Below are 19494 nucleotides of genomic sequence, written 5' to 3'. Positions count from 1 at the left end.
AATGTGAGCGTTGGGTAATGCGTTTAGCTTTGTTGAGGGAGAGGAGCCTCAAGCCTTGGTTTTCTTTTGATTTGAGCAAGGATGACACCTGAAATCACCATCACACCACCAATGATGTGGAACTGGTTAATCTCTTCGCCAAGCCATGTCGCGGCTAATACGATCGCAACAACCGGAAGCAAGTTCATGAACATCGCGCTTGAGTCAGCACCAATGGTGTCAATCGCTTTCACCCACATCCAAGGCGCTAAAATTGAAGCGGCAACCGCGGCGTAAGCTATCAATGGGATCGCTTGTTGCGGTGGTAAAAGCTGTTCGCTGGTAAGCCAAAGTGGCGTAAGCATCGCGACAGCAAACAGACCCTGAATGTAAATCACCACCCAGCTACTGATGGGCATTTTCCAGCGTTTCAATAACACACAGTAAGACGCATAAACAAAGGCCGCAATCAGCATATAACCATCGCCTTGAGTCAATTCTTGATGCATGAAGAACAAAGGGTCGCCTTTGCCTAACATCAGAGCTAAGCCTGACAGTGACAACACACCGCCAACAATACTTAAACTAGAAATGGACTTGTGCAACAAAGGAACGCTTAGAAACACGCTGATCAATGGGACTAAAGACGTGATCAAGGCCATGTTGGAAGCGGTTGTGGTTAAGCCTGCGTAGTAACCTAGAGATTGGTTCAACACCATGCCCAAAAAGCCGAGGAACGCTAATTTAGATAAGTTTGGCTTAATGACAGCCCACTGTTTCATGACTGGGCGAATACAGAAAGGCGTGAGAATTAACATCGCAAAAAACCAGCGGTAAAAACTCATCGCGCTAGGTTCTATGGTGCTTGCAGCAAGCTTGTTGACGATTGCATTGGCGCCCCAGATACAGACTGTAAAAAATGGTAAGAGATAATGCATGTGAATTCCGTGGCGAATGAGTTGATGCGGCTAGTTTGACAGGTCGTTATACTTACAAGTATCTTTAAAAAGACATCAGGCGCGATAGGAAGACAAGTTTGAAAAAACACTCCAGAAACCTTCATCCATCCTTATCAATTGATAAGGCACCATCCAACGTATTTATGAATTTTGAAGCGTTTCTTTCGAACACTGAAACCCGAGTTCATAGCCATTCATGGGGACAGGTTCAATTGATCAGTGGCGGTATATTAGAGATGGAAGCGGAAAGCACCCGATTTCTAGCACCACCACATTTGGCGATTTGGGTACCGGCTGGGGTGATGCATTGCAGTTATAACCGTAAGCCTTTGGACTACTGTTCGCTAAATATCGCCCCAGAGCTAACGCAACATCTGCCAGATAAAACCAGCCTTATAAAGATCACGCCGATTGTGTCTTCTATCATCGATGATTTTCGCGATCGTGAGATAAATGTTGCGGAAACAGAACAAGATCAAAGACTTGTTCAGGTATTGCTTGACCAACTTGCGCAGCGTGAGGTTGAGCATCACTTCTTACCTTCGACCGACAATAAGTACCTCGCGCCTATATTGGCTTCTGTTGAAGAAAACCCAACCGACGAAGTGACACTGAAAGATTGGGCTGAACGTGTCCACACCACGGAAAGAACCCTTTCTCGCCACTGCCAGACGGAGCTCGGAATGAGCTTTACAGAGTGGCGGTTACGAGTGCGCTACCTTTACTCGATGGATTTGTTAAGAAACGGCCAATCGGTCAAAGAGGTCGCTCTTACATTGGGTTATAACCAAGCAAGCCCATTTATCACCATGTTCAAACGTTACGCGAACCAAACGCCAGAACAGTATAAGAACCGTTTGTTGTAGCTCGATCTTATTCCCAAAAGAACGGATGTTTTCACTAGTTAGTGAGTAGATAGACCATAAGTGAATAAGTGAATAAGTGAATACGCGCGGTAGGAGCTTATGGAATCGCCCCTAATAGCCTGTATATTTCGTTATTTTGTTCGGTGACATCCTCATAGTGTTGGTTCAATAGAGCGCTGTTGATGCCGACCTTAAACAGTATGTACGTTTCTCCATCGACCTCAAACCAATTGAACGTTCCATGCTGGTTATACGTGGTCATTGTTTTGTTTATCTTCATGAGATATATATCAGCAGCGCAAGACATGCAGACGTACATAAGCCAAAGAAAGAAAAGAAAAACCACGAGCCTAATACTGTTTTTTCTTTTCCTACCTCTTCATTACTTTGCTGCCAACCAAGTTCACGAACCTGAGCCTTGGTAAGGTTTAAGTCTAGTCTTTCTATGTATCTGTTGAGTTCGTCATTGTGTGCTGAGCTAATCATGTTCTATCTCCCCTAATCATTTGATTGGTATTTTAGGGGAGCTCAGTGTTTGGTTAAATTAGATATTTTGTAACAAGCGTTTAGATAAATAGAACATGATAAATAGCAAAAAGCCTCCGTCGTGGAGGCTTTGGTTAAAAGTGGTTTAGTCCATGGCTATCGCTATGTTTAAGCCCAAAAACTAAGTCTATGTCGAAGCTCAAGTCTAAGACTGCGATGGGGATACAAACCGGGTTTTCGATTCGTTTAATTGGTCAAAGAGGCTAAAGAATCCTCTCACATCATCTTTGTGGTTAGTGCTCACGTCAGCGCTTTCTAGCATTTGATCTAAGCTCTTCTCCCCAACAAAGTACTCTGCCCAAGTGCGTTTAGATACGCTGATTTCAAGGTCAGCTTGGCGATTGTAGTCTTCAGTGTCTGAGATAAACTCAGCGACAGTGCTACGTACATGCAATCCCATTGTTGGGGCATCCGAGTCTTTTATCGTAATTGCCATCATTTGGTCTTCCCCATAGCTTGCGATTGGGTCTAGACGCACTCGAAATTGGCCCACCAACGTCTCGGCTGGGGATCCTATGATTGAATTAGCATCTGAAAACACCACGCTTGGTATTTGGACTTTTCCTTCTAATTCAAGAGCCTTGGTTAGATACCAAGATCGGGGGATTGATGCCTCTGTTTGGTAGCCCATTTGTCTTAATGTGTCTGCCAAAAGCTGTTTAGCTTCTTCATCGTTCGGGACAACACGGACTAAGTAGCCGCCGAGTTCTGCTGACCATGCGAGTTCATTGTTGGCAATAGTCTTGTTTAGCTCTTGTTTTACCGCGTCTACTCCCCCAAACCCTTCAATGATTTTCTTAGCTTGAAGATTCGGCTCAATACGGTTCAAGGTTTCAGCTTCACCGTTAAACCAACCAAGCGCATGGTAATAGATGTTTTTCGGATAATAAGAAAACTCACCATAAGTCATCTGGTTATGGGGTAATTCGGCGAGATCTTGTGGTAACTGCACCGAGTAGGTTAACTCTTCAGGTGTTTTACCTTGCAGAATCCCTCGAATAGTTTGGTCATAGAGGTACATAATTCCATCATAGTAACCGTTCAATGTGGTTTGGATCTCATCATGGCCACTGAGTGGTTCAGTGTGCGTGTTGATAAGATGTTCTGGATTTAAGTCTCTGATAAGGCGGATACCTTCAGCCCAGACTGTCGGATCACGATACACTGAACCTCTTAATGTGTAGAAGTTTGGGTAAGTTGGCCATAGGTGGTTGTTGAGTACCGTTTTGGACTCAGGCAGATAGACGATCACTTGATCGTCGGTATCACTATCAAAGTCGGTGTAGAAAACCATCTCGACACCATCAACCGTCATTGTTTGGCCTTGTGTTACAGGAGTATTTACTGGCACAAACCCTTGTGTTTTACCTATCGGTGTTGGTGATTTTGCGTCAGGCCCCTCAGCAGGCAGAAGCACCGAAAATTGCTCATAGGCACGGGCTGTTAGCGTTGGTGATAATTCAGGAATCGACGCACCTAAGCCGCCGCTTTCTAGAACGTTTTTGTTGATCTCTGGATGACCAATCACTTTGAGCTCGCCATCAAAGGCTTGTTGAATCGCTTGTGCACCAAATACATAATGAGAATGGCTATAAATGACGGTGTGGATCGGCTTTTCACTAATGTGTTTGCGTACTAATTCCAAGATCTCCGTTGCTTCTTCAATGTCGTCACCAGAGTCATAAATGATAAGGCCAGTTTCGCCCTCAATAACTGTTTTGTAGCCGAAATGATAGCCAGTGATTGCCCAAACTCCATCTGTTACTTGTTTGATGTACGCCTCTTCAGGTTGAGTCTTTGCTACGTTTTCTATCACCGAAGCATTCACTACTCCGCCATTGTTATACTTAGTCAGCACTACTTCACTGTCGTTATATACGTTTTGTGGAGAGGTAAACATCGTGTCTTGAGCGATGGCAGTTGCGCTTAATGAAGCTGTCAGAATGAATAGCTTGATTGATTTTGTTGTTGAATTAAGTTTCATTGGTTTTCTCATGGTTTAATACTGTCCGAATTAATTCTGATGACCGATACTAAATTTAATGTTCCTCTTACTATTTTATTTATTAAACTAGTAAGAAGTTAAATAAGTGATTGAGTGTTGTCTTTTTATATTGTTTAGCTATTTAAACGCATAACCAATATAAAGAAGAAAACTAAATAGCCTGTTAATACCATACTTGCTGGTAAGTATTTCATGTAAGCTCCTTATCTTTTCTTCATTTAATATCGCATTTGATTTTTAGACTTAGTAGGAATTAGAGAAATTCATTATTGCTACTTAGCTATAATCAAATTTGAATTTCTCTAATTCATAGTGCTAATGGGTTCGGACGTGAATAATAGCCTCAGTTCGCCAATCACGGCTTTTAGAATCATTACCGGAGTTACTATGAAAACCAAATCACTACGCACTGTTATTCCTGCATTGCTACTCAGCTTATCAAGCACAGCGGCGTTCGCTGGAATGGAACTGCAAGAGCGAAAGGTTCCGACCCCAGCAGGTATATCGACAGAGTTTGCTCAGTTATTTGAGAACAGAGTTATCTCACCGGCAATTCCTGTTCCTAACAACACGGCAGAGTGGTTGGCGTTACAAGCCCAATTTGATGCGCCAGGTATTAAGATTGCTCAACAAGCTCTAGAGCGCTTGGACGTTACTTATGAAGCTAAGCAGTTTGCCGGAGTTGATACGTTCTTTGTTACGCCGAAGAATATCGCCCCTGAATACAAAGATAAGTGGCTAGTACATATCCATGGTGGTGCATTTGTTTTCGGTGGGGGTGAATCAGCTTTACGAGAAGCTATTTGGGTTGCGAACGGGCTTGGTGCACAGGTGATCTCTGTTGACTATCGTCAACCGCCACTGCATCCATTCCCAGCGGCAATTGATGATGCAGTTGCAGTATGGAAAGAGCTAATAAAAACTCAATCACCAGAATCAACAGCGATTTTTGGCACATCCGCAGGCGGTAACTTAACGTTAGCAACGACACTTAAACTGCAAGAGCTCGATCTTCCGGCACCTGGCGCATTGTTTGTTGGGACCCCTTCCGTCGACCTTAAAGAGACATCGGATTCATGGTTAACGATGCAAGGCTTAGACCCTCTAGGTCAGCGAGAAGGGCTGATTGAGGGCACTTTCGATGTCTATGCTGGTGGAGAAGCGCTTGATAATCCTCTTATTTCACCAATATACGCTGATATTGATGAATTCCCACCAACGATATTCATTTCAGGTACTCGAGATCTCTTGTTAAGTGATACGGTTCGTATGCATCGATTATTACGCAGTGCAGACGTAGAAACTGACCTGCATATATATGATGGCCAATCTCATGGTGATTATATGAGTGGTATCTTAATCGACATGCCAGAGTCTGAAGATGCTATTAATGAGTTAGGCCAGTTCTTTAATAAACATATCAACTAGTCTATTTCAGCAAGCTAATATTGAATCACATGGATGTGGATTTTTATTTGGAGGATATAATGACAACGTTATTCACTTCACTTTTAAAATGTATATCTACGTTACTACAAGCTAATTATCATTACTCTCAACATCAATCTGTCATGGATCATTCTTATTCGCTAGCCCCTATGTTTTCATTGGAACAAAGTGATGACGGGAGATCGTTGTGATAAGACGTTTTTATTCGATGTTAGTAGCCGTTTTTCTAACCATACCCTTATGTCTAACCATACCTAATGCGCTAGCCATGCAAAGTATTGCTTTGGAGCTCGCCGACACGTCGAGCCCCAAACATACTCTTTCGAGCTTCATCAGAGATTCGAGTGTGGTTATCGAGCATTGGAAAAATGAAACACTGCATCTTAAAGAAGCGCAGCATGCTTATTCACAAGTGATCAGAACCATGGATTTGTCTATGGTTCCGAATCGAAGCCGAACAGTTGTCGTGATGGAGAAAATAATTCTTCTTCGTGAGTTGTTGGATCGAATTGATCAAGGTACTCATCAGCTAGTGCCAAATGTCGAGCAAATAAGGGGAGAAGATATTGATCACTGGCGTTTAGGCAATACTGAGATCGTATTGTCTCGCCAAACTCTAGGCGATCGAACCGATCAGTTCCTATTTAGTTCTAACACCATTCAAAGCCTTTCTCGGTGGTATAGAACGATGTCAGTCCTTCCGTACTATGCCAAAGCACGTCCAGACTATTATCAGGAATTTCTGATTAGCCCCGGACCTATGTTCTCTAAGCAATTTGTTCTTTCTTTACCTTCATCTTTTAATCAACGTTATGGGCCGCTTCCTTTATGGCAATGGCTTGCACTCACTGGCGTTTTGTCACTATGTAAGATAATGATAAGAATTAGCTTTTTGCTTGGTGAACGCTGGAATCGTCGCTGGGAAGGAAAAGGCTTGAAATGGCGGGCAGGTCGACTGTTGTCGCTGGTGGGCGTGGTGAATTTGCTGTTTTTAGCAAGATGGGTGATTGATGATGGGATATGGATTACAGGTGGTGTTTATCAGCTGTTCACCACCTTCTTCCTACTGGCTCAGTTCTTCTTCGTCTCATGGCTTATTATGGCCATTTTCAATTATTTCGCTGATATTTATGTATTCAAAAAGCACAATGGAAAGCACGTAGATTCGTCACTGATTACCGTATTAGCACGTATATTTGGCGGGTTGACGATCGCGATTCTTGGCATTTATGTCATCGAATTTATGGGGTTCTCAATCTCCCCAATATTGGCAGGTTTGGGTGTGGGTGGCTTAGCGGTTGCACTGGCCATTCGCCCTATATTGGAGAACGTAATCAACGGATTAACGCTCTATGCTGACGGGGGCGTAAAGATTGGTGAGTTTTGCCGTTATGGAGACAAACTAGGAACCATTGAGAGTATTGGTTTGCGTTCGACTCGAGTCCGGACGCTAGAGCGCTCTTTAATTACCATTCCTAACTCGGAATTTGCCAACATGGAAATTGATAACTTGGAGCGGCGTGATAAGCGACGCATGGATCATGTGTTGAGATTGCGTTCTGAAACCACCCTTGAGCAATTACGCGTACTGATCGTTAATCTGCGCCGGTTGTTGCTACAACATCCAATCATCGAAGAAGATCCAGTTCGAGTGAGGCTTATGGGTGTTGGGGAATACTCCATCAATATCAATCTGATGGCTTACATTAGCTGTCGTGACCATGAAGAGTTCATGGCTGTCCAAGAGGATATTTTGTTTTCTGTATTGACCCAAGTCGAGAGCATTGGTGCGAAGATAGCTCACTCTACGCAATATCAACTTGTGGATGTAAATGCCAATGACAATGAGGAACAGAAACGAAAAGCCGAACAGGTTGTTGCGCAGTGGCATGAAGAGCAAGCCTTCCCATTTCCTGATTTCAGCTTTGAATATAAGTACGAAATTAAAAATACCATCATGTATCCGGCGGCAACCTCTGCTGTGCGCCCACCTTCTGCTTAAAGCAGCCTCAGACACGATTAACCTAAAGACACCTTGCCCCTAAAGACAACGTGCCTCTAAAGCGACCTATATATCGCTTTAGGGGCCAGAGCTTATCGTTAATAGTTTTTCAATTGAGGCCAGAAATCCCGCTCGCTATCGACCGTCAGGTTGAACAATACTATCAAAGTAGCTCTGCATGGTTTGATGCAATAGTTGGTGAAGTGGGAAGCCTCGTTTGGATTGCAGGTAGCCGCCCTCTACACCAATTTGGCGCATTTCTTTTGGTAAATTAGGTAATGGGTAACAGCGGAGTTCCGAATCATCTTCCGTCATAAAACTGCTGCCAAAAGAGAAGGCATCCGAATTTCTGAGCTTGCTTCGTAATACTGTGAGGCTATGCGTCGCCAGCACAATATTCGCGCTGTAGCCTTTTGATATATAGAGATCTTCAATCGGAGCACGCTTGGTGTTAATGCCATCAATTAAGATTCTTGTTATTGGTAGGTGATGAATATCTTCCCATTCACTGCTTTTACTTAACACAGGGTGATCTTTACGCGCAATTAGGCTCAATTTTACTTCGGTGAGCTTATGTTGGTAGATATCTTGAGGTAATGGAATGCCTGAAAGTTGTAGTAAATAATCGACTTGTCCATTCAGTACTTCTACCAAGCTTTTATCTTGCCAGTAGATCAATTTAAAGCTCGCTTGTGGTAAAGCTTCTTGCAGAACCTTAAAAACCCCATCGCCATACAGTTCAAGTAGAAATATATTTAATGCAATAGTGACTTCGCCGGTAAATATTTTAGGGTCAAAGTTGTGGTAGGACTCAACCACTTTTATCAAAGGGGAGTACATTTCATCGGCCGCTTCGGCGAGTTTCTCTGCCAATTCTGAAGGCTCGACGCCGTGTGCTTTACGAAGAAAAAGCTGGTCGCCAAAAGTTTCTCTTAACTTCGCCATCCCTCTGCTGACACTGGTTTGCGATATACCAAGCTTGTCTGCTGCTGCATGGGTATTACGAGTTTCAACAACCGCTTTAAGTAACTTGAGCAGATTTAGGTCTAAGTCTTGAAGTTCTTTCATGGGTTACCTTTTCGTAATGAAGTTCGAAAGCGTAACCTAAGAATAAGGGAAATTAGCCTTTGTTCAATAGTTTAAGAACGATATGTGTTAAAGAATGTTTGATACGGTTCGCAGCAATGCGCTGTGAGCAGAAGTTAGCTTTCAACGAAAGGCGTTCTAAATATCTTGAGTAAGTAAAAGGAGGGCTAGCAACATCCGTGTTACTAAAGGCGCTTAGGGCTTGATGTGATACAAGAGCTTCGAGTTAGAGTACTCGTTTTAGGTAGAGTCAAGGGCATTATAGTGAATGAGTGTAGCTACAGCGCATAGGTGTAGTGAATGCCCACCTTGTTGTCGGTTTCATCGTAGATACTATACTTAAATGAAATATTTTGGTTATCTGCGATTTGGTATGAAAAATTACCTTCCCAGTCTAACGTGTTGATTTTAAGTGTTTTGTCACTCAAAGACGTCGTGTAGATAGGTGCTATCATCATAGAGACTTGCTCTGTAATGGTAACGACACCGTACAATTGCGCCATAGCAATAGGCACGTCTTTATTAAGGTTATCGCTGGATATGACACCCGCGCCAAGAGTCGGTGCAATCAGTAGTCGTTCATGCAGCGGCAGGACTTGCATCGCGTTCAATACGAAAGTGTGTGTGTCATGTCGGTCATCATATAAATAGTCTCCCATAACGCCACTACCGAAATTGGTGCTCAGTGCCGCGGCTCTGACTCTGTATGTGTCAAAACTGTTTAGAGACTGAGCAAAAATCAATCCCGCCCAATCGTCATTGATTGCTCTAGCATATCCAAATCCCGCATCAAGGCCTTCATTGCTGTACCCTAATTGGAGGGAGCTATAAGCGGCAGTCGGGTCGGTGAAATCAATGGATGTTGTTTCAATGGTCGCTTCTGTAAACTCTTCTACCGCGGATTCAAAATCAATTGTGTTTTCATCAGCAATGGAATAAGCGCTGATAATACAGCTCAGTAATATTAGTTTAGTTTTCAAAGTGGCTCACTTATTTAAATATTTTAAGGTTAGGTATTAAAAAATGAGCTGCCTATTACCGGCAGCTCTAATGATTTAGAATGAATGTTTAAAAGAGAATAATGAAAGGTTATTACCATCATCATATTGATAGCTATAGACGAACGCGCTTGTGCTATTTAATTGATAACCAAGTTCTGCCGTGTAATCCCAATCTCTAAGCGTCGATTGGTTGTCATTCTTTTCTTTCACTTTACCTAAGCTGTAAGTGTATTCCGGTGTGAATCCTACCCACATGCTAGGGTTCAGATTGTAAGTCATATCAAGTGATGCGCTGGTGTAGTAAACACTACTACTCATCTGTTGATGCTTCAGGTTACCAAGCGTTACTTGAGGTACAACAGAAAACTGTTCGTTAACCGTATTGGCCTTGTAGAGACTGAAGCTATAGTCATTCGCGCGCAAATTATCGGATTGGAAGTTGGTATCATGTTCATACTCAAAAACAAGCCCTAAGCCATCGCTTCTTTGAAAATCAAATCCCAATTCGTGGTTATCAAAATTGTCGTCACTGCTATATGAACTTAGCAAACTCCAATCGTTATTTAGTGACTTGGCATATTGAAGACCAATATCAAAATCGTTGCTGCCGTAACCAATATCAAACCCCGAATAATGTTGTTTAGAGTCAGAGAAATCAACATTGTTATTTGCAAGTACTAAAGGTGAAGAAATAAGTGATGCAATTAATAGAGATGTTTTAGTTAGTTTCATAAATATAAATCCAAGTTGTGTTTGTTTATGCCGCTATTTTATTTACTGACCGGGGAATAGACTATGAATTACAGCGATTCATATTTGCTAAACGTATATACCCAAGCACCTTGAGGTTACTTGGGTATAGACATAAAAAAGCCCCAACCAAAAATGGCTGAGGCTCAAAATTGGGCTGTTTGTTTACTTATAAGAGTTCATTGATCTCAAGAACGATTTCTTGAATCCCGAGAGTGAAAAACTGTACTCCCATACAGATCAATAGGAAGCCCATAATTCGGGTAAATGCATTGATGCCATTTTGACCAAGCGCCTTGAGCAGAGGGTACGCCATGGTTAATGTGAAGGTCGCAATAAGTGCAACGAGAGCAAGCCCTGCGACTACACCACCATAGACGCTAGTCATACTTGTGTGGTTTTCATAAGTAGCAATTTGAGCGGCCAGGCTGATGATCATCGCCATAGAACCAGGGCCACACAGTGAAGGAATGGTTAAAGGTACTAGTGCTATTGAATCTTGCCCAGAGGGGGCGGCTCCATTGTCGGGGCGAGGAAACAGCATATTGAAACCAATCGCGACAATGATGATGCCACCACCTAAACGCAAGCTCGGTATTGAAATACTGAAGAGTTCGAGTACCGATGCACCAATGAAGAAGGTGATGCACAAGGCAATGAAAAGATAGACTCCAGTCGTTTTGGCTTGCGACACAATATAGCTCTTATCTCGTCCTTTACTCAAACCGAGTAAAACCGTTGCTGCTGCGGGTGGGTTCATGATGGGTAATAGGCCAAGAACCGTGAGTGTCATATAGGTGAACAATGTTTCTAAATGCATAAGAATCCCCATTTTGTGGTGGAAGAAAAAGTTAAATCACAGTAAAAAAGCGTGTGCTAGATACAGAACACTGAAGAACGAAATTGCGTCGGTTAAGGTTGTCAGCATTGGGCTTGATAGCATGGCTGGGTCGAAGTTGAGCCGTTTTAGTAGCAAGGGCAATGTACCTCCAATCACGACGGCAAGAGTGGAAGAAAGTGTGTAAGCAATGGCGATAACCAATGGCAATCCAGAGTGCTCCCCGCCAAGCGTGAACAGCGTAAGCAGAGCCAGAACACCACCAATTAGCATTCCATTGATCGCGCCGATTGGAATCTCTTTCGCGACCACATACAGCAGGTCTTTGGCTGAGATCTGCCCCATCGATAATTCACGTATCGACACTGCAACGGATTGATTCCCAGCCGCACCAGAAAGATTGGCGACAAGCGGCAACACGGCCGCTAAGACGGCAATTTGTTCAATGATGGGTTCGTAAATAGCAATGATTGAAATTGCGGCATAACTTAAGGCGACTGAAGGCAATAAAAAGGCGAGTCGACGTAGGTTACGTTTTAGTACTGGCATGGTGCGAGACTCATCACCTCCAAATACACCGGATTGCTCCAGCATTTGCTGCTTCGAACGTTGGTATAAGGCTTCATTGAGATGTTTAAAACCGACGATGCCTATTTGGAAACCTTGTTCATCAACGATGGGAATAACGGGGTGTAAAGTGGTGTCCAGCGTACTTTTAATCGTATTTAGATCCGTGTCAGGGCTGATAACGGGCAATGTGGTATCTATGTATTCCCTTAATGGCGTACCACGTGGTAGCAGCAGTACATCACGGATCTTCAGCCCGCCTAAATAGCTGCTTTCAGTGTCATGCAAGTAAACGTAGCGCCACTCTAGTCGATCTAAGTTGTGTTCTTCTGCGCTTAATATTGCGCTCAAACTGTCGATGGTAGCGTCTGCTGCCAGTTTGAGGACTTCGCTTTTACAAATCCCTCCGGCAGAGTCTTGTGGGTAGATCAAGGCTGCACGCTCTTCGTCTTTCCATGTTGAAGGTAGGGCTTGCCTGAGCTGTTTTTGTAGGTCGTTTGGCAGCTCATTGAGTAGCAGCCGGCGGTCTGCGGAATGCAAATATTGAAATAGCACTATAGTGCTACTTTCAGATAGCTGACTGATCAGCCATAGAAGCTCGGGATCAGATAAGTGATCAAGTAAGTTGGCAGCAAGGCTTGGGTTTACTTCGCTTAATAGAGTCCAAGTGGCGATACGTTGCTGGTCAGAGAGCTTCCTTAAGACTGATGGCAGTTCGACGGGTTCAGCTTCTAGAAGCGTTTGATTCAGTCGTTTAGCCTTTCTTAGAGTTAGACACTCCAGTATTTTTAGGTACAGCTTTTCCGCCCCTTCTGATGAAAAAGCTAATGTAATTAATGTCATATGTTAGACCTTTGACAATAAGTGAGAATACAATTGAAGCGATTTTTATTCGGATGTTTGTGGTTGTCGCTTCTTGGTCGCAAGCCGAATAAAGAGGGCGATAAATGCAGTAACCATCAGGATTAAACTGCCCATTAAGAACCACTTTGTAATCAACTCTTGATATTGCGAGACGAATGGGTGTCGCATGATCCACTTTCCTATCAGCAATAAACTGAAGACCCATGTAATCGAGCTAGTGAAGCTAACAATCAGCGTTCTTATTGCGCTGAGTTGTGCAACGCCCATTAACATTGGGGTCAGTACGCGAACAAATGGGACAAACCGCGAAACGAACAGGGACAAAAACCCGAATCGGTTTAATAGTTTTTTTGCTTTGGGTAACGATTCATCTGGCAGTGTTTGTTCAGCTTTACGCATGAACGGAGTATTGTGCAGCCAGCGTCCTTGAAGGTAGGCAATGATACTGCCCAAAAAAGAGGCACTGGTTAGAAGCATTAGAGCACTTGAAAAATCAATCGCGCCCAAACCAACCATACCCCCGACAAACAGCACTAGGCCGTCACCGGGTAGTGGTAAGAAAACAAAACTCGACTCAAGGAAAAGCACGACACCAAGCAAAAGCAATAAAACGTGCAGTGAATTCAATTCAAGTAAGGCATCAAAGTCTTGCAGCCAAATCGCGGAAATAATCTCTTGCATGGAAACTCCAAGTTAACGTGGGTTCTGGCTGTTGATAGCCGGAGCCCACAATGCGTTTTAATCAAACATCAAGATGATGTAGGCAAAGAACAGGATGAGGTGGGTTGCACCATTGAGCGAGTTAGTTCTCCCGCTGCTAAAGCTCACGCTTGTCATTAATAGCGTTGCACCTAATAACACCATTTCTGCAGGGGCGAGGCCGAGTTGGATGGGTTCGTTCATTACCCCTGAAATCAGCAGAACAGCAGGAACGGTAAGTGCAATAGTGGCGAGAACTGAGCCAAAGAAGAGGTTCATCGCACGCTGTAATTGATTGGTCACGGCGGCTTTAACGGCACCAACCGCTTCAGGTGCGAGAATAATCAAGGCAACAATCAAACCACCTAGAGCCGCAGGTGCGCCCATTTCCGTGATGCCATCGTTAATTGGAATCGCGAGGCTTTTTGCTAACAAAATCACCACCATCAAATAGCTCACCAGCATAATCGTGTGGAATATATTGCTGTGCAGAGGGCCGTGATGTTCGTGATGATCTTCATTATCACCATCAATGAAGTAGTCGGTATGGCTGCGTGTTTGGATGAACAGGAATACGGCATACAAGGCGATCGAAGCGAGCACTAATGTCCAAGTTAGGCTGGTCGACATGTTACCCAGTGAATCCATGCTGGTGAAATTAGGCAGTACCAAGCACAGTAATGAGAGTGGAATAATGGCCACCAAGTACGCTTTTATTCCATCAAGGTTGTAGGTTTGGGTATGGTATTTCATCCCACCGATTAACAAGGTGATACCGACAAAGCCATTAAGCACCGCCATCACGACAGCAAACATGGTGTCACGCGCTAGGAAGGGATTCGATTCTCCAGTCAGCATAACGGACGAGACCATAATGACTTCGAGCAAGACAACAGACAGCGTTAATATAAGAGTACCGTATGGGTCGCCAAGCTTGATCGCCAGCGCATCTGAGTGGCGAACAACCGAAAAAATGGCGCTCATCACCGCGTAAAACAGCACCGCAGTAATCATTATGTAGGCGAGCTGAGACAGCTCTCCTGTGAGTAAGTTGTCGCCGATTAGTTTGAAAAATAGAACGGCAACGATGCCAAGTGGCAGTTTGTATTCTTGTTTGAGTACGTTGAGCATGTTGAGCCTTTATTGAGTAACCGAAGGCTCGCTAATGTCCTTTAACGAGAGTAAATCGGGTGAATACTGCAATTTCCTGTGCAGCAAACGGTTCGTTTCAAGTTATGCGTTTAAGCTTTTGCATCTAAAACGATATCTACAAAGCTATGCGTCTAACCATGTTGCTAACTTAAGGTGAACCGATGATTCAGACTATGAATTAGAGAAATTCTTTGTTGCTATCAGACGACCGACATTCGCCTAATAGCGTGCTAAGTAAGCAGTAAGCAGTAAGCAGTAAGCAGTAAGCGCAGTAAGTAAAAGCTAAGGCATGCTTTCAAGGGATTCAGTTTCTTCCGGTTTATAGTGGGTTGGTTTCAAGCCCACACGAGTTGGCAAGAGTGTGCCAATAGAGATAGAAGACCATGTCCCACTTAAAATCCCGACACACAGTGCAATGGCGAAACCTTCTAGTGCGCTCCCTCCTAACAACCACAATGCTGAGACTGTGACTAAGGTGGTGCCTGATGTGACAAGCGTTCGTGACAACGTTGACACGATGGACTGATCGAGAAGGGCATCGGTTTCACCGTCTGGCTTCGCACGAAATACCTCACGGATTCGATCTGAAATGATGATCGAGTCATTCAGGGAGTAGCCCATCACTGCCAGTAAAGCGGCCAACACGGTTAGGTTGAATTCAATTTGAGTCACCGCAAAGAGCCCTAGCACAATAACAATGTCGTAAATCAACGCCGCAATTGAACCTAGCGCTAATCGCCATTCAAATCGGTAGCTCAAGTACAGCAAGGTAAGAACGAAACAAGCCAAAATCGCTAAGCCGCCTTGTTCGACCATTTCTAACCCAACCTGAGGGCCAATTACGCTGCTGTTAGCAATGTGAAAATTGCTGTCTATTGGCGACAGTGCTTGGTTAAGTGCGTCTCGCAAATCGAGGTCTGTATCATTGAAACGCAGTTGCCAATTTCCTTCACTGCCTGCCGCCGTCATTTGAACATCTTGGCTCAGTGCTGAGTCGAGGTGAGATTTGAGCTGAACTTGAGTTACGTTTGGTTTTGTTTGAATATCGGCGACAACACCTCCCGTAAAGTCGAGTCCCCAATTGAACCCCCTTGCAACGATTGATGTAATGGAAAGCGTCAAAAGAATCAGAGATATCATCGTCATCAATTGACGTATTTTGGTGACGTTAATTGATTTGGTCATTACAGTTTCACCTCATGTGAGGTGTCTCTTCCCCACAAATAATTGATAAGAATTCGAGACGCAAATACGCCGGTAAATAAGCTAGTCAGTAGGCCTAATCCGAGTGTGATAGCAAAGCCTTGAATTGGGCCGTTACCTATTGCATACAAAGCGATGGCAACGATCATAGTGGTGAGGTTGGCATCGAAAATTGAAGAGAATGCACTATCGAACCCTCGGTCTATGGCTTGGGAAAAGTTTCTGCCTTCTCGCATTTTGTCTTTGATGCGTTCAAAGATAAGCACGTTGGTATCGACAGCCATCCCCACGGTTAGCACGAGCCCAGCAATGCCCGGAAGCGTTAGCACAGCGCCAGGAATGAGCGCCAATAGGCCAAACAGACACACTAAGTTGATAGTCAGTGCAGCATTCGCAACCCAGCCAAGGCGTCGATACCAACAAGCGATAAATACCAATGTAAAACCAAGCCCCAAGGCGAGTGCAGCAAAGCCATTTTTGACGTTTTCAGCACCAAGAGTTGGCCCGATTGTGCGTTCTTCAACAATGGTAACAGGAGCGGTGAGTGAGCCAGCTCTCAATAGAAGAGCCAGGTTTTGAGCGTCTGCCATTGACCCCGCGCCAGTTATGCGAAAGCGGTTACCCAGCGTTGATTGAATTGTCGCTACGCTGATAACTTCGCTTTGCTCAATGGATTGTCCTGTCTCTGATTGACTGTATTCACTGTACAGAGTCGCCATCGGGTTTCCGATATTGCTGCGCGAGTGATTGGTCATCAGCCGCCCCCCCGTGCTATCAAGAGTGATGTTAACTTCGGGTGTTCCCATTTCTCCTAGGCTGGCGCGTGCATCGATAATATGCTCGCCCCCTAAGATACTGTTTCTATGCAGAATGACAGGTCTACCATCTTGGTCATTGATGGATTTTGTTCGTGCGCTGACATTAGGCTCCACATGGTAAAACGCTAACGATGCAGTGGCGCCGATAATGTTTTTTGCGGATGTCGGGTCTTGTACTCCTGGCAGTTCGATGCGAATTCGATTTTCACCTTGGCGTTGGACTGCGGCTTCCGTGATCCCTAGCTCTTCTATGCGGCCTCGCATTGTTTGAAGATTTTGTGTCACGGTCAGAGTTCGAATCGCGCGTTTCTCTTCCTCATCCATTGAGATCATTAAGCGCTCACCAGATTGGCTCAGAGTCCAATTTGGATACTGTGTTCTTAAGTGGGTTCGAATATCGCCAAGTAATGCTTCGTTATATCGAGCAATGACTACCTCACCGCTTTCTACACGACCGCGTACACGAAACTCCTGACGAAGGTCGTCGATCACTGATTGCGCGTGAGCATTAAAGACAGGGACTAGGTCAACGTCTAACAGAAATTGCACACCACCGCGCAGATCTAATCCAAACTTAATCGGCTGAAAGCCCAGCGAGTTTAGCCAAGAAGGAGCTGAAGGTTCGAGCGTGAGGGCAACGGTCTCCGATGATTGGATAAAATCGGACATCAAAGCTTGTGCGGGGGCTTGTTGCCCGCTTGAAGCAAACGTCACAACTAACCTATCGTTGTTTTCGCTAACACTGTGAACATCAATGCTATTGTCCACAAGATAACGATATACATCATCAGCGTGTGTCGAATGCGTTTGGTTTGAAATGTGCAAAGCTTCACGTTCACCAAATGCAGAGGGTAGGGCACTGAGAAGCATCAGTACTACAGACAACACGAGAACGATGACCTTCCATTTAGCTGAATAATTTATGGGTGCGATTGAGCGCTTTAACTTCATTTTGGTTGCATCTTATTGATTAACGCATACGTAAATAGCACCAAGCTTATTTATTAAATAAGCACCAGTATTAATCATGTATGAGTTGAAACTAAGGGATCCTAAAGGTTATCGATGACGCTTTCGGTTTTATCGATAAACCTAACTGTTGGTTACTGAGCTATCTTAGTTTCTTGATTCAATAGAACTATGGGTTAGAGAAATTCATATTTGGTTTGCTCGACTTTGCATATATGAATTTCTCTAATTCCTCGCAGAGATTCGATTTATTTAAAACAATGTAATCTGAATTAATGATTGAGGATAAATCTACGTGGATTGCACAATATATTTAAACGATCGCAAATATAGAGTTTGCGATATTGGTGAAGGGAGATGCACTCTAGTGCTTAGTTACGCAGAAGGTATAGAGTCATTGCATGAGCACTTTAGCCATCAGTTTCTTGAGATAGAAAGAATGATAGTCATCGATATATCAACATGTTGGAGTGGAGAAATCGACACACTGTGCGAAAAGGATCGCTGTGAATTAATCGGAGATGTTCGGTTATTAACTGACATCTATTGGCTCGATGATTTTGAAATTAAAACAGATAAAGGACAAGAAATATTCCAAGGGATTTCTGCACTAGCGCTATCGACTGAATAGAAAACCTATTGATATGTTTGTCTACGGCGTTGATTTTTAAGTTGCTCTAGTTTGTTGGGGAGTGACAAACTAGAGCAACTTGTCTTGGCATAAAATTAGCTTCGAAAGCTGAATACTAGTCATCAATAATTAACGTGAGGTATTGAAAAGTATCAGGAAGCACCTTTTGTAAATAAACCGATTGCATATGGATATTGTTTTGTAGAGTATTAGGACACTCATTAATGATGGGTGATTAAAACAATAACAAGGATACTTAAAACAATGAAAATGCGTTTAAATCTAAGCCTTTTCCTAATTTCTACAGCTCTTAGTCCAGTTGCGCTAGCTGATATTACATACCCTGATGGCTACTACCTCGAAGTTGAAGGACTCAACGGAAATGCGTTAAAAGATATGCTCGGTGTGATTGCTGCTCGTGGGCAAAAGCAATTAACGTACACTCAAGTTTGGTCTGCATTGAAAGACACCAACGAAGACCCGAATAATCCGAATAACGTGATTCTGTACTACAGCGGCCGTTCACAATCCAAAGACTTTACCTCATCGGGTAACAACGACAAAAATGCTTGGAACCGTGAGCACCTTTGGCCTAAATCTTTTGGCTTTAAGCGCAAAGATCAATGGGGCTATACCGATATCCACCACCTACAGCCAACAGATGCCGAGATTAACTCCATCCGTTCAAATAAAGACTTTGATTTTGGCGGTTCGCCATTGAAAAAGTCGCCACTGAACAAAACGGATTACGACAGCTTTGAACCTCGTGATGCAGTGAAAGGTGATACCGCACGTTCAATTTTCTACATGGCTGTGCGCTATGAGGGCAACAACGCAAACATGCCTGACTTGTATCTGGTTGATGACACTTCGAGTACGTCAGGTAAACCTAAAGTTGGAAAGCTATGTACGTTGCTTCAATGGCATAACGCTGATCCAGTAGACAACTGGGAACGTCAACGCCACGAGAAAGCCGTGCAGTGGCAAGGTAACCGCAACCCGTTCATTGATAACCCAAGCTGGGTAAACGATATTTATGGCAGCCGATGTAACGGTTGATTTTATTCTTATTCGTCTGTTAAAAATTAAAGCTTCTCATTTCAGAAATAT

Annotated in this window: 17 protein-coding genes; 6 read left to right on the top strand and 11 right to left on the bottom strand. The window is 43.7% G+C overall.

The features are described from left to right. Positions 1-23: 23 nt before the first annotated feature. Positions 24-917 (bottom strand): DMT family transporter, encoded by an 894-nt coding sequence (locus tag OCU90_RS22550; RefSeq protein ID WP_004732002.1) that lies wholly within the window; start codon positions 915-917, stop codon positions 24-26. A gap of 98 nt (positions 918-1015) precedes the next feature. On the opposite strand from OCU90_RS22550, the gene OCU90_RS22545 reads away from it, so the two are divergent. Further along, positions 1016-1804, top strand: coding sequence for an AraC family transcriptional regulator (locus OCU90_RS22545; RefSeq protein ID WP_061022172.1), 789 nt, complete (start codon positions 1016-1018; stop codon positions 1802-1804). Positions 1805-1986: 182 nt separating this feature from the next. Beyond that, positions 1987-2229 carry a hypothetical protein gene (locus OCU90_RS22540; protein WP_261809214.1) on the top strand — a complete coding sequence of 81 codons (243 nt, stop codon included), beginning with the start codon at positions 1987-1989 and terminating at the stop codon, positions 2227-2229. Between the two features lie 266 nt (positions 2230-2495). On the opposite strand, the gene OCU90_RS22535 is transcribed toward OCU90_RS22540, so the two are convergent. Beyond that, positions 2496-4334: an alkyl sulfatase dimerization domain-containing protein gene (locus OCU90_RS22535; RefSeq protein ID WP_041473037.1), complete on the bottom strand. Its 1839-nt coding sequence runs from the start codon at positions 4332-4334 to the stop codon at positions 2496-2498. Between the two features lie 408 nt (positions 4335-4742). Here OCU90_RS22535 and OCU90_RS22530 point away from each other — a divergent pair, with 408 nt between their 5' ends. Both OCU90_RS22530 and OCU90_RS22525 read left to right on the top strand, forming a co-directional pair. Continuing rightward, complete coding sequence (locus tag OCU90_RS22530; RefSeq protein WP_017091762.1) at positions 4743-5783, top strand: alpha/beta hydrolase; 1041 nt, start codon at positions 4743-4745, stop codon at positions 5781-5783. 289 nt (positions 5784-6072) lie between these two features. After that, positions 6073-7806 carry a mechanosensitive ion channel family protein gene (locus tag OCU90_RS22525; protein ID WP_061022166.1) on the top strand — a complete coding sequence of 578 codons (1734 nt, stop codon included), beginning with the start codon at positions 6073-6075 and terminating at the stop codon, positions 7804-7806. 135 nt (positions 7807-7941) lie between these two features. Here the strand turns inward: OCU90_RS22525 and OCU90_RS22520 are convergent, their stop codons facing one another. From OCU90_RS22520 to secD, 9 genes are all read right to left on the bottom strand, one after another. Further along, positions 7942-8874 (bottom strand): LysR family transcriptional regulator, encoded by a 933-nt coding sequence (locus OCU90_RS22520; protein WP_012600214.1) that lies wholly within the window; start codon positions 8872-8874, stop codon positions 7942-7944. Between the two features lie 296 nt (positions 8875-9170). Then, positions 9171-9872: a hypothetical protein gene (locus OCU90_RS22515; RefSeq protein ID WP_061022164.1), complete on the bottom strand. Its 702-nt coding sequence runs from the start codon at positions 9870-9872 to the stop codon at positions 9171-9173. A 75-nt stretch (positions 9873-9947) separates the two neighbouring features. Further along, on the bottom strand, positions 9948-10625 hold the full coding sequence (locus OCU90_RS22510) for a hypothetical protein (protein ID WP_061022163.1): 678 nt from the start codon (positions 10623-10625) through the stop codon (positions 9948-9950). Positions 10626-10812: 187 nt separating this feature from the next. Further along, positions 10813-11463, bottom strand: a complete 651-nt coding sequence (locus tag OCU90_RS22505; RefSeq protein WP_017091757.1) for a MarC family NAAT transporter — start codon at positions 11461-11463, stop codon at positions 10813-10815. Positions 11464-11499: 36 nt separating this feature from the next. Next, complete coding sequence (locus OCU90_RS22500; protein ID WP_061022160.1) at positions 11500-12891, bottom strand: magnesium transporter; 1392 nt, start codon at positions 12889-12891, stop codon at positions 11500-11502. Positions 12892-12936: 45 nt separating this feature from the next. Continuing rightward, entirely contained in the window at positions 12937-13593 is a 657-nt protein-coding gene (locus tag OCU90_RS22495) for a DedA family protein (RefSeq protein ID WP_012600220.1), read from the bottom strand. Between the two features lie 57 nt (positions 13594-13650). Then, positions 13651-14742 (bottom strand): calcium:cation antiporter, encoded by a 1092-nt coding sequence (locus OCU90_RS22490; protein WP_061022158.1) that lies wholly within the window; start codon positions 14740-14742, stop codon positions 13651-13653. A 303-nt stretch (positions 14743-15045) separates the two neighbouring features. Beyond that, positions 15046-15948, bottom strand: a complete 903-nt coding sequence (secF, locus tag OCU90_RS22485) for a protein translocase subunit SecF (protein WP_061022156.1) — start codon at positions 15946-15948, stop codon at positions 15046-15048. Then, positions 15948-17735, bottom strand: a complete 1788-nt coding sequence (secD, locus tag OCU90_RS22480) for a protein translocase subunit SecD (RefSeq protein ID WP_061022154.1) — start codon at positions 17733-17735, stop codon at positions 15948-15950. Before secD ends, secF begins: the two co-directional genes overlap by 1 nt. A gap of 385 nt (positions 17736-18120) precedes the next feature. Between secD and OCU90_RS22475 the strand changes: the two genes are divergently transcribed. Both OCU90_RS22475 and OCU90_RS22470 read left to right on the top strand, forming a co-directional pair. Then, complete coding sequence (locus OCU90_RS22475; RefSeq protein ID WP_017091753.1) at positions 18121-18384, top strand: hypothetical protein; 264 nt, start codon at positions 18121-18123, stop codon at positions 18382-18384. Positions 18385-18648: 264 nt separating this feature from the next. Further along, positions 18649-19443: an endonuclease I family protein gene (locus OCU90_RS22470; RefSeq protein WP_017091752.1), complete on the top strand. Its 795-nt coding sequence runs from the start codon at positions 18649-18651 to the stop codon at positions 19441-19443. The last annotated feature ends 51 nt before the right edge of the window (positions 19444-19494 follow it).

The organism is Vibrio splendidus (assembly GCF_024347615.1).
Lineage (GTDB): Bacteria > Pseudomonadota > Gammaproteobacteria > Enterobacterales > Vibrionaceae > Vibrio > Vibrio splendidus.
Note: the sequence above shows the minus strand (reverse complement) of the source record. Positions and strands in the feature narration are given on the sequence as shown.